The organism is Mycolicibacterium lacusdiani, assembly GCF_021916785.1.
GTDB lineage: Bacteria > Actinomycetota > Actinomycetes > Mycobacteriales > Mycobacteriaceae > Mycobacterium > Mycobacterium lacusdiani.
Window position 1 is genome coordinate 164,854 of the sequence record NZ_JAKCFC010000012.1, and the last position, 16,811, is coordinate 181,664.

General features: G+C 69.1%; 15 protein-coding genes. 5 read left to right on the top strand and 10 right to left on the bottom strand.

Annotated features, from left to right (window positions below; genetic code table 11):
• Window positions 1-84: 84 nt before the first annotated feature.
• Window positions 85-774 (top strand): TetR/AcrR family transcriptional regulator, encoded by a 690-nt coding sequence (locus LOK44_RS26940; RefSeq protein WP_163918313.1) that lies wholly within the window; start codon window positions 85-87, stop codon window positions 772-774.
• On the opposite strand, the gene atzF is transcribed toward LOK44_RS26940, so the two are convergent.
• From atzF to LOK44_RS26960, 4 genes are read right to left on the bottom strand one after another with little or no spacing between them, the layout of a single operon-like run.
• Window positions 744-2,459 (bottom strand): allophanate hydrolase, encoded by a 1,716-nt coding sequence (gene atzF, locus LOK44_RS26945; protein WP_237573141.1) that lies wholly within the window; start codon window positions 2,457-2,459, stop codon window positions 744-746. The genes LOK44_RS26940 and atzF overlap by 31 nt on opposite strands.
• Window positions 2,456-6,088 carry an urea carboxylase gene (gene uca, locus LOK44_RS26950; protein WP_237573142.1) on the bottom strand — a complete coding sequence of 1,211 codons (3,633 nt, stop codon included), beginning with the start codon at window positions 6,086-6,088 and terminating at the stop codon, window positions 2,456-2,458. The genes atzF and uca overlap by 4 nt, the downstream gene beginning before the upstream one ends.
• Entirely contained in the window at window positions 6,085-6,723 is a 639-nt protein-coding gene (locus LOK44_RS26955) for an urea amidolyase associated protein UAAP2 (RefSeq protein ID WP_237573143.1), read from the bottom strand. The genes uca and LOK44_RS26955 overlap by 4 nt, the downstream gene beginning before the upstream one ends.
• Entirely contained in the window at window positions 6,720-7,580 is an 861-nt protein-coding gene (locus LOK44_RS26960; RefSeq protein WP_237573144.1) for an urea amidolyase associated protein UAAP1, read from the bottom strand. The genes LOK44_RS26955 and LOK44_RS26960 overlap by 4 nt, the downstream gene beginning before the upstream one ends.
• A 173-nt stretch (window positions 7,581-7,753) precedes the next feature.
• On the opposite strand from LOK44_RS26960, the gene LOK44_RS26965 reads away from it, so the two are divergent.
• Together LOK44_RS26965 and LOK44_RS26970 are read left to right on the top strand one after the other, a co-directional pair.
• Window positions 7,754-8,029, top strand: a complete 276-nt coding sequence (locus LOK44_RS26965; RefSeq protein WP_237573145.1) for a YciI family protein — start codon at window positions 7,754-7,756, stop codon at window positions 8,027-8,029.
• 168 nt (window positions 8,030-8,197) lie between these two features.
• Window positions 8,198-9,253, top strand: a complete 1,056-nt coding sequence (locus tag LOK44_RS26970) for an NAD(P)-dependent alcohol dehydrogenase (protein ID WP_237573146.1) — start codon at window positions 8,198-8,200, stop codon at window positions 9,251-9,253.
• A gap of 69 nt (window positions 9,254-9,322) precedes the next feature.
• On the opposite strand, the gene LOK44_RS26975 is transcribed toward LOK44_RS26970, so the two are convergent.
• Complete coding sequence (locus LOK44_RS26975) at window positions 9,323-10,366, bottom strand: NAD(P)-dependent alcohol dehydrogenase (protein WP_237573147.1); 1,044 nt, start codon at window positions 10,364-10,366, stop codon at window positions 9,323-9,325.
• Window positions 10,367-10,455: 89 nt separating this feature from the next.
• Between LOK44_RS26975 and LOK44_RS26980 the strand changes: the two genes are divergently transcribed.
• The gene (locus LOK44_RS26980) at window positions 10,456-11,043 is read left to right on the top strand and encodes a TetR family transcriptional regulator (protein WP_237573148.1); all 588 of its coding nucleotides are present in this window, start codon (window positions 10,456-10,458) and stop codon (window positions 11,041-11,043) included.
• Window positions 11,044-11,075: 32 nt separating this feature from the next.
• Entirely contained in the window at window positions 11,076-11,693 is a 618-nt protein-coding gene (locus LOK44_RS26985) for a TetR family transcriptional regulator (RefSeq protein WP_237573149.1), read from the top strand.
• A gap of 20 nt (window positions 11,694-11,713) precedes the next feature.
• Here LOK44_RS26985 and LOK44_RS26990 read toward each other — a convergent pair whose 3' ends face one another.
• The 5 genes from LOK44_RS26990 to LOK44_RS27010 all read right to left on the bottom strand — a co-directional run bounded on the left by LOK44_RS26990 (window position 11,714) and on the right by LOK44_RS27010 (window position 16,803).
• Window positions 11,714-12,517 (bottom strand): glucose 1-dehydrogenase, encoded by an 804-nt coding sequence (locus LOK44_RS26990; protein ID WP_237573150.1) that lies wholly within the window; start codon window positions 12,515-12,517, stop codon window positions 11,714-11,716.
• A complete protein-coding gene (locus LOK44_RS26995; RefSeq protein ID WP_237573151.1) occupies window positions 12,514-13,584 on the bottom strand; it encodes an NAD(P)H-dependent amine dehydrogenase family protein in 1,071 nt (356 codons plus the stop codon). The genes LOK44_RS26990 and LOK44_RS26995 overlap by 4 nt, the downstream gene beginning before the upstream one ends.
• Window positions 13,585-13,657: 73 nt before the next feature.
• The gene (locus LOK44_RS27000; protein WP_237573152.1) at window positions 13,658-14,161 is read right to left on the bottom strand and encodes a nuclear transport factor 2 family protein; all 504 of its coding nucleotides are present in this window, start codon (window positions 14,159-14,161) and stop codon (window positions 13,658-13,660) included.
• Window positions 14,162-14,189: 28 nt separating this feature from the next.
• A complete protein-coding gene (gene nrdF, locus LOK44_RS27005; RefSeq protein WP_372481329.1) occupies window positions 14,190-15,152 on the bottom strand; it encodes a class 1b ribonucleoside-diphosphate reductase subunit beta in 963 nt (320 codons plus the stop codon).
• A 145-nt stretch (window positions 15,153-15,297) separates the two neighbouring features.
• Window positions 15,298-16,803: a flavin-containing monooxygenase gene (locus LOK44_RS27010; protein ID WP_237573154.1), complete on the bottom strand. Its 1,506-nt coding sequence runs from the start codon at window positions 16,801-16,803 to the stop codon at window positions 15,298-15,300.
• Window positions 16,804-16,811: the final 8 nt, after the last annotated feature.

Consider the following 16,811-nt stretch of genomic DNA (forward strand, 5'->3'; position numbering starts at 1 on the left):
AACCGATGCGTATCGCGCGTTTCTGTCGTGTGACAGAAACGGGAGGACTACCGCATCTGGGTCTCGATGGTCCACGATGGGTGCATGCCGCTCACCCGGGCCGGACGTCCCCGACTGCACGACCAGAGACGTCCGGGCACCACCGCCCGTGACGAAATCCTCGATGCCGCAGGCGAATTGTTCACCACGCTGGGCTACACGGGCACGTCGACGAGGTCGATCGCCGAGTCGGTCGGGATCCGGCAGGCCTCGCTGTATCACTACTTCAAGACCAAGGACGACATCCTGTGCGCGCTGCTGGGCCAGACCGTGGCTCCCACGCTGTCGTTCATCCCGAACCTGCTCGGCGCCGAACCCGCGCTGTCGGCGGCAGAGCATCTGCACGCGCTGGCGGCCTTCGACGGTGACCAGCTGCTGTCGGGTCAGTGGAATCTCGGTGCGCTGTACCTGCTTCCGGAACTGCGCGACGCCCGGCTGGAGCCGTTCTGGTCCGACCGTGAGCGGTTGCGGTTGCACTACCTGGCGCTCAGCAGCGCGGTCGTGGACCAGACCGGTGTGCACCAGGCCGCCGCGGATCTCCCGTTCCGGCTCGTCGAGTCACTGGTGAACATGTGGACGGTGCCCGAGGGCCCCGAACGCTCCGCACTGCCCATCCACGTGGCCGACGCCTGCCTGCGGGTGCTGGGCATCCCGGACGAGGCGACGCCCGCGGTGCGGCAGCGCAGCCTGCGCGAGGTCGAGCGCTACGCCCGGGACGGGGCGGCGTCGGCGTAGCGCAGATAGCTCGGCCAGTCGCCGAAGTGCGAGATGTCGGCACCGTCGCGCCATGCGTCGAGCGCGCAGCCGAACCCGACCACCTCGGTGCCGTCGGCGAGTGTGACGCTGCCCAGCGCCATCGGCGCCGGCAGGGCGGCGAGGAACTCCCCCAGCATGGCCGTTCCGACCAGCCACAGCTCGCCGCCGATCGACGTGCCGTCCTCGGCCCCCACCCGCATCAGACCCGGCTTGGGCGGTGTGGTGTCCAGCCGCGCGAAGCGGTACAGCGGTGCCGTCTGCGCGAGCCCGAGCCAGCGGGCCCCGCGGTCGGTCAGCTGCCACGCCAGGGGCTGACCGCGCAGATGAGCGCCCACCACCATCAGCGGTGTAGCGGAAAGCCCTGCGCACGTTGGCCACGGCGCGCGGGTCGGCTCGCCGGAACCGGTGAGCAGCCGCGCGACGTCCAGCGCGACGGCGTCGGCTCCGGCCCGCGCCACCACCGTGACCCCGAACTGATCGTCGCCGGCGGTGCCCGATGGCACCGCGACCGCGCACATGTCCATGAGGTTGCAGAAGTTGGTGTAGGTGCCGAGCCGGGAGTTCACGGCGATCGGATTTGCGGCGACCTCGGCGATCGTCGGATGTTCGGTGGTCGTCGGGACGAGCAGCGCATCGCAGTCGCCGAGCTCGTCCAATGCCAGGGTCGTCAGGTCGTGCAAGCGGACGCGGTCGCGCAGCAGCGTGGTGGCCGGCACCGAGCCGGCGGCAGCGACGATCGAGCCGACGATCGGGTCCACCTCGGCACGGTGCGCGTCGACGAACTCACCGACTGCTTCGTGTCGTTCGGCGACCAGGCCACCGTCGTACAGCAGTCTCGCGGCCTCGAGGAACGGGACGAGGTCGATCTCCCGCAGTGTCGCACCGGCTTTCGCGAGCCGTTCGCTCGCCTCGTCGAATGCCGCCCGCCAGGAGTCCGACAGTCCAGGCAGCTCCCGCGGGACGGCCACCACCGGTGTCCGGGGAGCGGCCAGCGGCGCGTCGGGCGGGAACGGTCGAGCGCCGGGTCCCCCTGCCATCACCCCCATTGCCACGTCGGCCGTGTCGAGGTCGCGCGCGAACACCGTCACGCAGTCATAGGAGCGGCACGCAGGCACGACGCCGTTGGTCGGCACCACACCCAGGGTGGGCTTGATGCCGACGATGCCCTGCAGCGCCGCGGGCACCCTGCCCGATCCCGCCGTGTCGGTACCGATCGCGATGTCCACCAGACCCAGCGCCACCGCGACCGCGGATCCCGAACTGGATCCGCCGGAAATGCGGTCGGGCCTGCGCGAGTCGCGTACGGCCCCGTGCGGGCTGCGCGTCCCCACCAGGCCGGTGGCGAACTGGTCGAGGTTGGTGGCGCCGACGACGACCGCGCCGGCGCGGCGCAGGCGCGCGACGACGGGCGCATCGGTGGCGGCGGGCGCCGACGCGTAGGTGGGGCAGCCCGCGGTGGTGGGCAGATCGGCGACGTCGACGTTGTTCTTGACGGCCGCAGTCGTTCCCGCCAACGGCAGGTCTTCCCCGGCCGCGACCGCGGCGTCGACCGCGGCGGCGTCGGCGAGCGCATCGGCCATCGGACGCAGGAAGATCCAGATCTCGGGCCGGTCGGCGGCCTCGATCGCCGCGTACGTCGCGCGGACCCGGTCGGCGGCCGTCATGCGGGGATGTCCGTGACGTCGGGTTCGGCCGGGCCGACCACGAGCAGGGGCGCACCGGGGTCAACCTGATTGCCCGCGGCCACCAGCACTCGCGTCACCGTCCCGTCGGCCGGTGCGGTCAGAACCGTCTCCATCTTCATCGCCTCCAGTGCGAGTAGCGGCTGTCCGGTCGTGACGTGGTCGCCGACTTCGACGTCGACCTTCCACACGCTCGACGCGAACGGTGCGTCCACCCGTTGCTCGCCGTCGGCGAGCACCAGGTCCGAGGTCAGTGGGACGGCTCGCGACTGCGCCCGTTCCGCGCGGTCGAATTCACCGGCCGCAGCCCAGGCGGCACGCTCGGCCCCGAATGCCGCACCCTGCCGAGCGCGGAACCGGGCTATCGAGTCGGCGTTGTCGGCGAGGAACCGTTCGTGCTCGGCCAGTGAGAACGTGCCATCGGTGATGTCGACCGACCCTCGACCGGCGGCGAGATCGGCGCGCAGGTCGAGCAATTCGTCGGCCGCCACGGGGTACCAGGAGATGCGGTCGAAGAATCGCAAGAGCCACGGGGTGCCGGGTTCGAACGGCGCGGTGTGGCGGTAGCGGCTCCACACCTGCGTGGTGCGTCCGACGAACTGGTAGCCACCGGGACCCTCCATGCCGTAGATGCACAGGTAGGCCCCACCGATGCCGACGGAGTTCTCTGCCGTCCAGGTCCTGGCCGGGTTGTACTTGGTGGTGACGAGGCGGTGCCGCGGGTCGAGCGGGGTCGCCACGGGAGCGCCGAGGTAGACGTCGCCGAGGCCAAGGGTCAGGTACTCCGCGGCGAACACCACGTCCATCACGTCGGCCTGGGACGCCAAACCGTTGACCCGTCGGATGAACTCGATGTTCGAGGGGCACCACGGCGCGTCGTCGCGCACGCCGGAGGTGTAGCGGGCGATGGCCTCCCGGGTGGCCGGGTCGTCCCACGACAGCGGCAGCCGGACCGACCGGCTCGGCACGACGAGTTCCGAGGTGGCGGGCAGCTCGTCCTCGAGTTCGACGAGCAGCCCGAGCAGCTTCTCGATCGGCAGCCGGTCGGGGTCGACGTGCACCTGCAGCGACCGGATCCCGGGCGTGAGGTCGCGGATGCCGCTGACCGTCCCGTCGGACATCGCCGTGCGCAGACACTGGTGCAGCGCGTGCACCCGGGCCCGCAACGCGAGGTCGAGCACCATGTCGCCGTACTCGATCAGCACGTTGTCGTCACCGTTGCGTCGGTAGGTGACCGCAGGCGCGCGGTCACCGGCCCGCCGGGCCAGCACGCCGTCGTCGCCGTCACCGCCGCGTGCCTGGAGTACCGTTGCGCTACCGCGTCTTTCGACGTCCCCGACCGGGGCGGCGTCGGCCACCCGGATCGGGACGAATCGCACCGTGTCACCGGGACGCAACTGGCCGAGCTTCCACCGGTCGGCGGAGACCACCGTCACCGGGCACGTGAAGCCGCCGAGGCTGGGGCCGTCGGGCCCGAGCAGGATCGGCGTGTCGCCGGTGAAGTCCAGGGCGCCCACCGAGTACGCGGTGTCGTGGATGTTCGAGGGGTGCAGCCCGGCCTCGCCGCCGTCGGGGCGGGCCCATTCGGGGCGCGGCCCCTCGAGGCGGACGCCGGTGCGCGCCGAGTTGAAGTGCACGCGGTAGGGGGCGCCGTAGAGCGTCTCGATGTCGCTGCGGGTGAAGAACTCCGGGGCGCCGTGCGGTCCTTCGGTGACTGCGAGTTCCCATTCCGGCGCCATCGCTGGCCGGTGTGCGGTGTCGACCGCGGACCGTCGTGTTCCGGCGGACGGTGCTGCGCGCAGGACGTCGCCGACCACGAGTTGCCTGCCCCCGTGGCCGCCGAAGCGACCGAGGGTGAACGTCGACGCGCTGCCGAGGTAGGCAGGCACGTCGAATCCGCCGTCGACGAGCACGTAGGTTCGCAGGCCCGTCGTCTCGGCTGCCCCCACTTCGAGCACTCCCCCGGCGGGCACCTCGACGGGCTCCCACATCGGAACGACCACGTCGTTCACCCTGACCGTGCACTCGGCGCCCGTAACGCAGAACGTGGTCGGGTGCGTGACGCGCAGCAGCGGTCCCGAGGCAGTGCACTCCAGACCCGGGGCGCCGTCGTGGTTTCCGAGTGCCTGGTTGCCGAGCCGGAACGACAGGTCGTCCATCGGACCGCTGGGCGGTACGCCGACGTCCCACATGCCGATCCGGCCGGGGAGGTCCTGCACCGTCGTCATCAGCCCGGGGCGGTCGACGGTGATCCGCGGCCTCGGATCGGTGACCTCGGCGAGCGTCGCGGTGCTGTGCGTGGCCGCGCGCACTTCGGCGCGGTCGACCGAGGCGCGCAGCATCCCGACGTTGACCTCGATGCCGTGCAGGACGGTGTCGTCGAGTGCGGCGCCCAGCGCGTCGAGCGCCTCGTCGCGGTCGGCGCCCGTCGTGATCACCTTCGCGAGCAGCGGGTCGTAGAACGCAGAGATCTCGGTGCCGTCGTCGACCCAGGTGTCGACGCGGGCCCGGTCGTCAGCGGGGAACGCGACGGCGGTGAGCGTGCCAGTGCTCGGCCGGTAGTCACGCGCCGGGTCCTCGGCGTAGACGCGTGCCTCCACGGCGTGGCCACGCACGGGCACCTCGCCGTCGGGGTGCGCGTCGAGCAGGCCGCGCTCACCGCGCGCGAGGCGGAACATCCAGCCGGCCAGATCGATTCCCGTGACCGCCTCGGTCACCGGGTGCTCCACCTGCAGCCGCGCGTTGACCTCGAGGAAGGACGCCTCCCGGCGCTCGGCGTCGTAGACGAACTCCACGGTCCCCGCCGACCGGTAGGCGACCGACGCGGCCAGCGCGCGCGACGACGAATGCAGTCGTGCCCGAACGTCATCCGGCAGGCCCGGCGCAGGGGCCTCCTCGATCACCTTCTGGTTGCGGCGTTGCAGCGAGCAGTCGCGGTCGCCGAGGGACACCACCCGCCCCGACCCGTCGCCGAAGATCTGCACCTCGACGTGGCGGGCACGCTCCACGAAGCGTTCGACGAACACGCCCGCGGACCCGAAGCTGCGCTCGGCCAGGCGGGTGACGCGGTCGAAGGCGGCGCGCAGCTCGGCGGCACTGCGGCACACCTGCATGCCGATGCCGCCTCCACCGCCGGTCGCCTTGAGCATCACCGGGTAGCCGATGGTGTCGGCTGCGGTGACCGCGTCGGCGGAGCTGTCGAGCAGGTCCGAGCCGGCGAAGACCGGCACGCCTGCCGCCATCGCCGCGGCACGGGCGGTGTGCTTGGTGCCGAACACGCGCAGCTGGTGTGGTGTCGGTCCGACGAACGTCAGGCCGGCGTCTTCGACCGCCTCCGCGAAGTCGGCGTCCTCGGAGAGGAATCCGTATCCCGGATGGATCATGTCGGCGCCGGATGCCACCGCAGCTTCGACGATCGCATCGGCACGCAGGTAGCTCTCGCTCGGCGCGGCGGGGCCCAGTCGCACGGCGTGGTCGGCGAGCAGGACGTGGGGCGAGCCGCGATCGGCGTCGGAGAACACCGCCACGGTGCGCAGGCCGAGCAGCTGGGCTGCGCGCACCAGACGGACGGCGATCTCGCCACGGTTGGCGACGAGCACAGTGCCGTTCACGCTGCCCCCGGCCGGGTGACGATCATCCGCACCGGTGTCGGGTCGAATGCGTTGCAGGGGTTGTTGATCTGCGGACAGTTCGACACGAGCACGAGGGTGTCGACGTCGGCTCGCAGCGCGACGCGCTTGCCGGGACCCGACAGTCCGTCGACGATGCCCAGTGCACCGTCCGGGTCGACCGGGACGTTCATGAACCAGTTGATGTTGCTCGCCAGGTCGCGCGCCCCGAGGCCGTACCGGGCGCCTTCGAGCAGGAAGTTCTCCATGCAGCCGTGCTGGGCGCGGGTGTGCTGGCCGTAGCGCAGCGTGTTGGACTCCTTCGAGCACGCTCCGCCGAGGGTGTCGTGCACGCCGACCTCGTCGTCGACCACCGTCATCAGTGCCGTACCGGTGTCGGCCCGCAGTACCGACCCGGTCGTCAGCGCGATACGGCCCTGCCTGCTGATGGTCTCCTGCGCGGAGTAGCGCACCGACGTGTCGGCCGCGGCATACAGCAGACAGTCCACGGCCTGGTTGCCTGCGAGGTCGACGATCGTGAGCACGTCGCCGGCGTTCACCACCGCCGACCAGGACGCCCGCGCTGGGACTGTCTGGTCGAGCACCACGGTGCCGGGCACGAGGGCGGGCGCGGTCACAGGACACCCCGTGCGGTCAGGTCTGCGTCGGTGTTGGCCAGTGCCTGAACGTGTTCCGGGCCGAGCGGGCCCACCAGTTCGGCGAGGCGGCCGAGGTCGTCGTCGGCCGACCAGGCGTGCACCCGTAGCGGTGAGCACGTGAATTGCGGCCGTGGGTCCAGCGGATGAGCCGTGTTGGCCAGCAGCACGATCGCGTCGACGTGCAGCAGCAGGTCGACGGCCGTGCCCGGCCCGGCGGAACCGGTCCAGCGCAGGCTCCCGTCGACGTCGACGCGCACGCCCTTGAAGAACGACAGCGAGGGAGGCAGATCACGTTGCGAGAGGCCGTGTTTGAGCGCGCCGAGGAGGAGCAGCTCTCGCCCGGCAGGCGATGGGGATTCCGGTGCGCAGGCACCGTAGCGGGCCAGGTTGCCCTCTCGGGTGCTGGTGCCCGCGAGGGCGTCGTGCGCGGTGGAGGTGTCGGCGACGATCGTCGCCAGAACGCGACCGAAGCCGCTGAGCAGCGGATGCCCCGTCGACGGGTAGGCCTGCCACGGGACCTTGACGGTGTCGGCGATGTTGAGCCGCTCGTGGGGCGCGTCGGCGCGATGCAGGAGCAGGTGCACGCATGCGTCGCCGAGGGGGTCGGCCAGGCGGATGCGGGTGCCGCGCGCCAGCACGGCCGTCGAATAGCCGCCCGAGGCAACGGTTTCCGACCACACCAGGCGGTCGGCCGGAACGTCGGCGGGCACCGTGGTGCTGTCCGTGGCGGGCACGTGGCGCATCTCGTCCACCGTGCGTCCGTGCTGGGCGCGGGCGTGCGCCTTCGCGCCGGCGGTCGTCGCCGTACCCACGACGGTGGTCAGGTCGCTGGTCACACCACACTCCCGGTTCGACTATTTCTGTCGCTTGATAGTTTTCGCCTCACGGCAGCGCCGGTGGTTGCCCGCGTGTAACCGATCGCCCGGACTTCGTTAACAACGGGAGACGGGTGTGTCTGTCATGTGACAGGTATTCGGTCGCCTCGGCGTGGGGCCGATAGGGTGATCGCGTGTTCCACGTCCTCACCCTGACCTATGTGCAACCCCTCGACGTCGTCGATCAGACGCGACCGGCCCACCTCGAGTGGATCGACGGTGAGATCGCGTCAGGCCGCCTGATCCTGGCCGGCAGGCAGGAGTCGGGCGCCGGTGGCGTGCTGGTCACCGGCGACATCACCGCCGAGGAGGCCGACGACCTGATCGCGAACGACCCCTATCAACTCGCGGGACTCGTCGACTACGAGCGGGTCGGCTTCAACGCCGGGAAGCGTGCGCCGGGTCTCTGACGCGCGAGACCTGGCAAAACGCGCGATCATGGTGATCCGGGATTAAACCCGGGACGTGGGCCGTTGGACCGGCCGGAGGGGCTCGATGCTGCGCCCATATTCATTACCTTCGCTAAACGTCACAGCGAAGTAATGTTTGCCAGACGAAACGAAGAGGCACTTGGAGACATGACCACAACCGTTAACGCATACGCTGCGACCGCCGCCTGGGGCGCGGACGCACCGCTGAGCAAGACCACCATCGACCGCCGCGACGTCGGCGCGAACGACGTGTCCATCGACATCAAATTCGCAGGCATCTGCCACTCGGACCTGCACACCGTCAGCGGCGAGTGGGGCAAGGTGAAGTACCCGATGGTCCCCGGCCACGAGATTGCGGGCATCGTCACCGAGGTCGGCTCCGACGTGACGAAGTACGCAGTCGGCGACCGCGTCGGCGTGGGCTGCTTCGTCGACTCCTGCCGTGAGTGCGAGTACTGCAAGGCCGGCGAGGAGCAGTACTGCAACAACCCCGGCATGATCGGCACCTACAACGGCGTCGGCCGCGACGGCCAGCCCACCCAGGGCGGCTACAGCGACTCGATCGTCGTCGACGAGAACTACGTGTTGCGCATCCCCGACTCGATCGAGTTGGACAAGGCGGCTCCGCTGCTGTGCGCCGGCATCACCACCTACTCTCCGCTGCACCACTGGGGCGCGGGCCCCGGCAAGCGCGTCGCAGTGATTGGCCTCGGCGGCCTTGGCCACCTCGGCGTGAAGATCGCCAAGGCGATGGGCGCCGAGGTCGCCGTGCTGAGCCAGTCGCTCAAGAAGATGGAGGACGGCCTGCGGCTCGGCGCGTCCGAGTACTACGCGACCAGCGACCCGGACACGTTCAAGAAGCTTCGCGGCTCCTTCGACCTGATCCTGAACACGGTGTCGGCGAACCTGGACATGGCCGACTACCTGGGGCTGCTCAAGCTCGACGGCACGCTGGTCGAACTGGGCATGCCGGAGAACCCGATGCCCGTGCCCGCCGGTGCGCTGATCTTCGGCCGCAAGAGCCTGTCGGGCTCCCTGATCGGCGGCATCCGCGAGACGCAGGAGATGCTCGACTTCTGCGCCGAGCACGACGTGACCCCGGAGATCGAGGTCATCGAGGCGTCATACGTGAACGAGGCCTACCAGCGCATGCTCGCCAGCGACGTGCGCTACCGCTTCGTGATCGACAACTCGACGCTTTAACCGACTCGGCGACGCGGGCGGGGTTCCTCACCGGAGCCCCGCCCGCGTTCGCGTTCGCGTTTACGGGCGCTACCGCAACCCAGCCATGTCCAGGCTGAAGCGGAACTCGACGTCGTTGCGCGCCAGGCGGTCGAAGGCGTCGCCGACCGCCGAGGCGGGCAGCACCTCGACGTCGGCGGTGATGCCGTGCTTCCCGCAGAACTCGAGCATTCGCCGAGTCGCCGGCCTCCCACCGCCGCCGGCGACGGTCAGGTTGCGCCCGAGCATCGCGAGCGGGTTGATCGACGTCGGGTCCAGGGCGCCCACCAGACATAGCGTGCCGCCGAACTTCAGGGCCATCGTGTAGCCGGAGACGTCGTGGGCGACGGCCACGGTGTCGATGATGAAGTCGTAGCGGCCCCGCGCCTCGGCCATCTGCTCCTCGTCGGTGGACACGACCACCCGACGTGCGCCAAGCCGCCGTGCCGCGTCGGCCTTGCCCGGTGACGTCGTGAACAGGTCGACCTCCGCACCGAGGGCCACCGCGAACTTGACCGCGAGATGGCCAAGGCCACCCAGTGCGACGACACCAACCGTCAGGCCCGGACCGATCCCCCACTGCTCGAGCGGTTCCCACACCGTGACGCCTGCGCACATGAGCGGTGCCACGCCGGCCGGATCGAGGCCCTCGGGCAGGTGGTAGACGAATCCCTCGGTCACGACGTACTCCGTCGAGTACGCACCGTGGGTGGGCCGGCCGTCGCGCCGGTCGACACCGCCGTAGGTGAGGGTCGGGAACTCGACGCAGAACTGCTCGTGCCCGCCGACGCACATGTCGCACACCTCGCACGAGTCCACGATGTTGCCGACCGCGACGGCGTCACCGACCGCGAAGTCGCTGACGGCGTCCCCGATCTCGGCCACCTCACCGACGAACTCGTGACCCGGCACCAGCGGAAAGACGTTGCCGTAGGCGGGTTCTCCATGCCAGGCGTGCAGGTCGGTATGGCATACGCCGCAGTGGGTGATCCGCACCGCGACGTCGTCGGGGCGCAGATCGCGTCGCTCGAATTCCCATTCCTCGATCGGCTGGTCGGCCGCGGATGCGGCCAGCCCTCGTACTCGTCGCGCCATCGTCACTCCATCCAAATAAACCAACTAGTCTGTTTGACGGTACGCCCCGATCCACGATGAAGACCAACTGGTCGGTTTAGACTTGGCGCATGCAGACGGCACCGACCGCTCGTGGCGAGGCCACGCGCCAACGACTGATGGACGCCGCCGCCTCGGAGTTCGCCGAACGTGGGATCGCGGGCGCCCGCGTGGACAGGATCGTCGCGGCAGCACAGTCGAACAAGGCGCAGCTCTACCAATACTTCGGCAGCAAGGATCGCCTCTTCGACGCCGTCTTCGAGAGCCACATCGCATGGCTCGTCGACGAGGTGCCGCTGGACGCGCGGGACCTCCCCGGGTACGCCGTGGCGCTGTACGACAACTGCCTCAAGCGTCCCGCACTCGTCCGGCTCGCCGCGTGGATGCGGCTGGAACGCAACCCCACCGGCACTCTGCTTCCCGACGGCCGGGACGCAGAGAAGGTCGAACTCATCGAAGCGGCCCAGGCGAGCGGTCACGTCGACCCGTCGCTCGATCCGGTGGACGTGCTGTCCATGCTGACCGCGATCGCACTCAGCTGGTCGCCGTCGTCGCTCCAGGTGACGGCGTCGGCGCGGGAACCGCGCAAGGTCCACGATCGCCGCCGAGCCGCGCTGGCCCGGGCGGTGAGCCACGCGTTCGACCCGGTGTCACGTTGACACAGACTCTCGTGGTCAGAAGACTCATCAGCGTGCCCACGACCCCGGGTGATGCCAGCGTCGCCCCGCTGCCACTGCGCGAGCGGCAACGCATCGCGCTGCGCGCCGAGATCCAGCAGGCCGCGTTACGCCTCTTCGCCGCAGAGGGTTTCGACAACGTCACCACCGAGGCCATCGCCGAGGAGGTCGGCATCTCGCCGAGTACGTTCTTCCGACACGTCCCGAGCAAGGAGCACCTCCTGCTGGGCGCGACGCAGCGGGGGCGAGCACGAATCGTCGCCAATTTCCACGCCCGCCCTCTCGATGAGGACGTCGCCGACTCGCTGGCGGCGGCCATCCTCGCCCGCACTTCGCAGTTCGTGGACGACGACGAGACACTCGAATTGTGGCGGCGCGCAATGGCATCGGCGCCGGCTGAGTTGCGCCGCGCCTCCCTACTGAGCCGCGAGGACTGCGACGAACTCGTCGGTGCCGTCGCGGCGCGCCTGTCGGACGCCGACATCGCAACCGACATGCGGGCCGGCGTCCTGGTTCGCAGCGCCGTCGCCGCCGTCGAATACGCCTACGAGTGGTGGCTGACCTACGGCCAGAGTGAGTCCCTGCACGCGCTCACCGAGCAGGCCCTCGACCAGGTCGCGCGCCGGCGCTGAGTCCTGCGCCGACCGGGGCGTCAGTGGCTGGGACGCAACCGCGGTACGGGCACGTCCATCGCCGGTCGCTCGCAGCCACCGTCGACGTGGAGCAGCTTGCCGGTCACCCACGACGACGCCGGCGACGCGAGATAGAGTGCGGCGCAAGCAATGTCGCGCGGCGTTCCCGGCCTGCCCATCGGGGTGTTGGCCTCGAACTGAGCCCGCAGGTCGTCGTTGGTCAGCACGACCTCGAGTCCCTTGGTCGCCACGCCGCCGACGATGATCCCGTTCACCCGCACCAGCGGCGCGAACTCGGCTGCGAGGTTTCGGGTCATCTGATTGAGCGCGGCCTTGCCGGCACCGTAGGCGGTGAACGCGCCGAGGACCATGTCCGACGCGCGCGAGGAGATGTTGACGATGGCCCCGCTGCCCGCGGTGTCCACCATCGCCTGCGCGGCGAGCTGGCTCATGAGGAACGGCGATGTGACGTTGAACTTCATCGCCATGTCGAAGAACCGCTCCGACGTCGCCATCGCGGGCCGCGGTCCCGTTCCGCCGGCGTTGTTGATCAGAACGTCGAGGCGGCCGTACTGCCGAACGGCCGAATCCACGAGCCGGCGCCGGTCCTCGTCGACGAGGACGTCGGTCACGACGGCCATCGCGGTGCCACCGGCCCCCTCGACGTGAGCGACCACCTCGTCGAGATCGGCAGCGGTGCGCGCTCCGATCACGACGCTCGCGCCTGCCTCGGCGAGTCCGATCGCGATGCCGCGACCGATGCCCTGCCCGGCGCCGGTGACGACCGCGACGCGGCCGTCGAGCCGGAAGTCGTCGAGGATCACGACGTGCGGCCCCGTCCGAATCGAGGCGCCGCCCGGCCGGCCAGCAGCGGCAGGTCGAGGTAGGTCTTGATGCCGGGTTCGGCCGCCACCACGTAGGGGATCGCGCTGACGCAATGATTGGCGGTGACGACGATGCCGGGGTTGCGGATCAGCCCCTCCTCGATGGTGTCGGGTTGCAGGCCCTTGAAGGTGACCAAGACGTCGGGCTCACCGCTGATCTCGATCTCGAACCGCTCGCCCTTCGGCCCGAAGCTCCACGCGGGGTCGAAGTGCTCCTCGCCCATGAACCAGTTGACGCTCGCGGTGACCACCGGCGTGCCATCCACCAACGCCCGCCAATGGAACTTCCGGGCGGCCACCTGACCCGGCTCGATCACGCCCACCGGCGTATCGATCGGCTGGGTGGCGACCGCGACCTCCTGCACCGTGTCCAATTCGGGATCTACGTCGAATCCCATCTCCGTCACGATCATCCGCACCGATGCCTTGAAGCCGGCGCCCAGCAGGCCGACGATCGGGCCCGCCATCGCCTCCTCGGGCGTCACGCCGAATCCCATGATGTGCCGCACGACGTCGGGCGCGTTGTAGGTGCGGATGTCACTGAACTCCTCCGAGCGCACGTGGGTGACCCCGGCGGTGAGCGCCGACACCATCAGCGGGAACCGCTCCGTGATGCCGCCGGGGTGAATCCCCGTGCCGTGCAACGTACTGCGGCCTTCGGCGCAGGCGTCGAGGATCGCTCCGCAGTTGGCCAGGTCGGGGTAGACCCAACCCACGGGCGTCACCACGTTCTTGCCGGACCGGAGGAGCGCCACCACCTCGTCCTCGTTGGGGAGCAGTGGGCTGTAGACCACGCAGTCGGCATCGAGGGCGAGTATCTCCTCCGCGCTGGTGGTGGCGGCGATGCCGATCGGGTCCAGGCCGACGAGTTCGCCGACGTCCTTGCCGTCCTTCGCCTCCGAGTGGACCCACGCGCCAGCCAGTTCGAGGTCGGGATGAGCTAGGACCGCCTCGATGGCCGCCTTGCCGACCCCGCCCGTTGCCCACTGCACCACTCGAATCGCCATGGCTCATTCAAAGCCCGCGTGAGAGTCACTGTCAAGATCGCTGTCGCTGTCACGCGCAGCCGATGCGTTGCCGTCAGGGTGAGGCGAGGCGTGGTGGGGTGATGTTCCGATCGGGATGGGCTCCGGGAATCGACATCCCGGGGCCCGGCACCCACGCGGATTCGCCAATCAGCTCGCCGATCTCGGCGATGTTCAGCACGTCCAACTCGTAGTCGAAGAGCCCGTCACCCGCGTGGTGGAGCAGCGAGAACGCCGGCGCCTGATAGTGAGATCCGTCGGCGCGACTTCCTGGCAGCCGATTCCACCAGTACGTCACCAGACGGTCGCCGTCGACCATCGTCCACTCCTCAGGAAAGGTCCAGCCCTGGAAGCCGGCCATCGAGTGGTCGAGGTAGCGGGTGATCTCGTCACGACCCTGCACCCGACCCCAGGCCGGATCGACGAAGACGGCATCCTCGGTGAACCAGGCGCCGATCGTCGACCACGGCGCCTCCCCCGTCACGCAGAGTTCCCGCTGCGCGACGTATCGCCGGTAGGACTCCAGGGCTTCCCGTTCGCGGTCGTTCAACTCGGCCATCGTCGCCTCCAGGGCTCGGCGGGGAGAGCTAGAAGTCCCAGTCCTCGTCAGTGGTGTTGACGGCCTTGCCGATGACGTAGCTCGACCCCGAGCCGGAGAAGAAGTCGTGGTTCTCGTCGGCATTGGGGCTCAACGCCGACAGGATGGCCGGGTTCACGTCGGTCTCGTCCTTGGGGAACAGCGCCTCGTAGCCGAGGTTCATCAGCGCCTTGTTGGCGTTGTAGCGCAAGAACTTCTTGACGTCCTCGGTTAGCCCAACCCCGTCGTAGAGGTCCTGGGTGTACTCCACCTCGTTGTCGTACAGCTCGAAGAGCAGTTCGTAGGTGTAGTCCTTGAGTTCGGCCTTGCGGGCGTCGTCGGCGAGGGCGAGGCCCTTCTGGAACTTGTAGCCGATGTAGTAGCCGTGCACGGCCTCGTCGCGGATGATGAGGCGGATCATGTCGGCGGTGTTCGTCAACTTGGCGCGGCTGCTCCAGTACATCGGCAGGTAGAAGCCCGAGTAGAACAGGAAACTCTCGAGCAGGGTCGACGCGACCTTGCGCTTGAGCGGATCGTCGCCCTTGTAGAAGTCCATCACGATCTGCGCCTTGCGCTGCAGGTTCGGGTTCTCCTCCGACCAGCGGAACGCCTCGTCGATGTCGACCGTCGAGCACAGCGTCGAGAAGATGTTGCTGTAGCTCTTCGCGTGCACCGACTCCATGAACGCGATGTTGGTGTACACCGCCTCTTCGTGCGGGGTCAGCGCGTCCGGGATCAGGCTCACGGCACCGACGGTGCCCTGGATCGTGTCCAGCAGCGTCAGCCCGGTGAAGACCCGCATGGTGAGCTGCTTCTCGTGCTCGGTGAGCGTGCCCCAGGACGGGATGTCATTGGACACCGGCACCTTCTCCGGCAACCAGAAGTTACCGGTCAGGCGTTCCCAGACCTCGGCGTCCTTCTCGTCGGGGACGCGGTTCCAGTTGATCGCCGAGACGCGGTCGACCAGCTTGATTCCTTCGGACACCAGAACCCCATTTCACTGCAGAAGAGTTGTCGCCGAGACGACTTGGCCAGCTGAAGGCGACACTACCCCTGGGGTCCGACATCGCGGGAGAACACAACCACTTGTGGTCGCGTGTCGTGACGCGAACCGATCGTCAGCGTCCGGAGAACGTGAACTCCGAGCGACGCAGCCGACGCGTGGCCAGCCAGTACTGCCAGGTCATCCCGCCCCACAGCGTGCGGTTCCTGCCGTGCTCGTCCATGTACCAGCTACTGCAGCCGCCCGTGCTCCACACCGACCTGTCCAGATCGGCGTGCAACTGCCGGTTGAACTCGTCCTGTGCGCTGCGCTTGGGCGCCAGCGCCTTGACGCCGGCCTTGTCGACGGCGGCGATGGCCTGGGCGACGTAGCGGATCTGCGCCTCGATCATGAACACCACCGAGTTGTGCCCCAGACCGGTGTTGGGACCGAGCAGGAAGAATAGGTTGGGCATGTCGGCGACGGCGATGCCGCGGTGCGCCTGGACGCCCTCCCGGTTCCACCGGTCCACCAGGTCCTCGCCGCCGGGTCCCTTGATGTCGACGTAGGTGTAGGAGTCGGTCACGTGGAAGCCGGTGGCGAAGACCACCACGTCCACCGGGCGCTCGCGCCCGTCGGCGGTCACGATCCCGTTGGCCGTGAACCGGTCGATGCGGTCGGTGACCACCTCGGTCTTGGGGTTCGCGATGCCGCCGTAGTACGTGTCGGAGTTCAGGATGCGCTTGCAGCCCGCGCGGTAGTCCGGCGTGAGCTTGCGGCGCAGTTCGCGATCCTTCACGCTGCGGCGGATGTTCCACTTGCCGAGCCACGACCCGACGCGCAGCAGAGCCGGCTGCTTGGTCATGCCGAAGCCCACCACCTCGTGGGCCCAGTAGATGCCGAGTCGGGTCAGCGCTCTGGTGCCCGGAACCTCGGTGAACACGCGCCGGATCCACTCGGGCAGCGCGTTGTTGGGTCGCGGCATCACCCACGGTGGGGTGCGCTGGTAGACCTGCAGCTCGGCCACCTCATCGACGATGGCGGGCACCAGCTGGATCGCGCTGGCGCCGGTGCCGATCACCGCGACGCGCTTGCCTGTGATGTCGACGTCGTGATTCCACTGGGCCGAGTGGAAGGACTCCCCCTCGAACTCGTCGACACCGGCGAACTCGGGCACCAGCGGAATGTGCAGTGCCCCGGCGCCCGAGATCAGGAACTGTGCGACGTACTCGTCGCCGTCAGCGGTGAAGACGTGCCACGCCGACTCGTCCTCGTCCCAGTGCGCGCGCTCGACGTGGGAGCCGAACCGGACGTAGCGGCGCAGGCCGTACTTGTCGGCGACGCCCTTGAGGTAGTCGAAGATCTCGGGCTGCAACGACCACATGTGGCGCCAGTCCGGCTTGGGCTCGAAGGAGAAGGAGTACATGTGCGACGGGATGTCGCAGGCGCAGCCCGGGTAGGTGTTGTCGCGCCAGGTGCCGCCGATGTCATCGGCCTTCTCGAGGATGAGGAAGTCGACGTTTTGCTTCTGCAGCGCGATGGCCATGCCCAGCCCGGAGAATCCGGTGCCGATGATGAGTGCGCGGGTGCGGACGGGGGTGGAGCGGACGGACGTGTCGTCGGCCTGAGCGGCTACGGTCATGCCGACCA

Coding starts and splice junctions, on each gene's coding strand:
- LOK44_RS26975 (WP_237573147.1), bottom strand. CDS start 10,366: ATGGCGCGACGAGTACGAGGGCTGGCCGCATCCGCGGCCGACCAGCCG.
- LOK44_RS27000 (WP_237573152.1), bottom strand. CDS start 14,161: ATGGCCGAGTTGAACGACCGCGAACGGGAAGCCCTGGAGTCCTACCGG.
- atzF (WP_237573141.1), bottom strand. CDS start 2,459: ATGACGGCCGCCGACCGGGTCCGCGCGACGTACGCGGCGATCGAGGCC.
- LOK44_RS26940 (WP_163918313.1), top strand. CDS start 85: ATGCCGCTCACCCGGGCCGGACGTCCCCGACTGCACGACCAGAGACGT.
- LOK44_RS27010 (WP_237573154.1), bottom strand. CDS start 16,803: ATGACCGTAGCCGCTCAGGCCGACGACACGTCCGTCCGCTCCACCCCC.
- LOK44_RS26970 (WP_237573146.1), top strand. CDS start 8,198: ATGACCACAACCGTTAACGCATACGCTGCGACCGCCGCCTGGGGCGCG.
- LOK44_RS26995 (WP_237573151.1), bottom strand. CDS start 13,584: ATGGCGATTCGAGTGGTGCAGTGGGCAACGGGCGGGGTCGGCAAGGCG.
- LOK44_RS26980 (WP_237573148.1), top strand. CDS start 10,456: ATGCAGACGGCACCGACCGCTCGTGGCGAGGCCACGCGCCAACGACTG.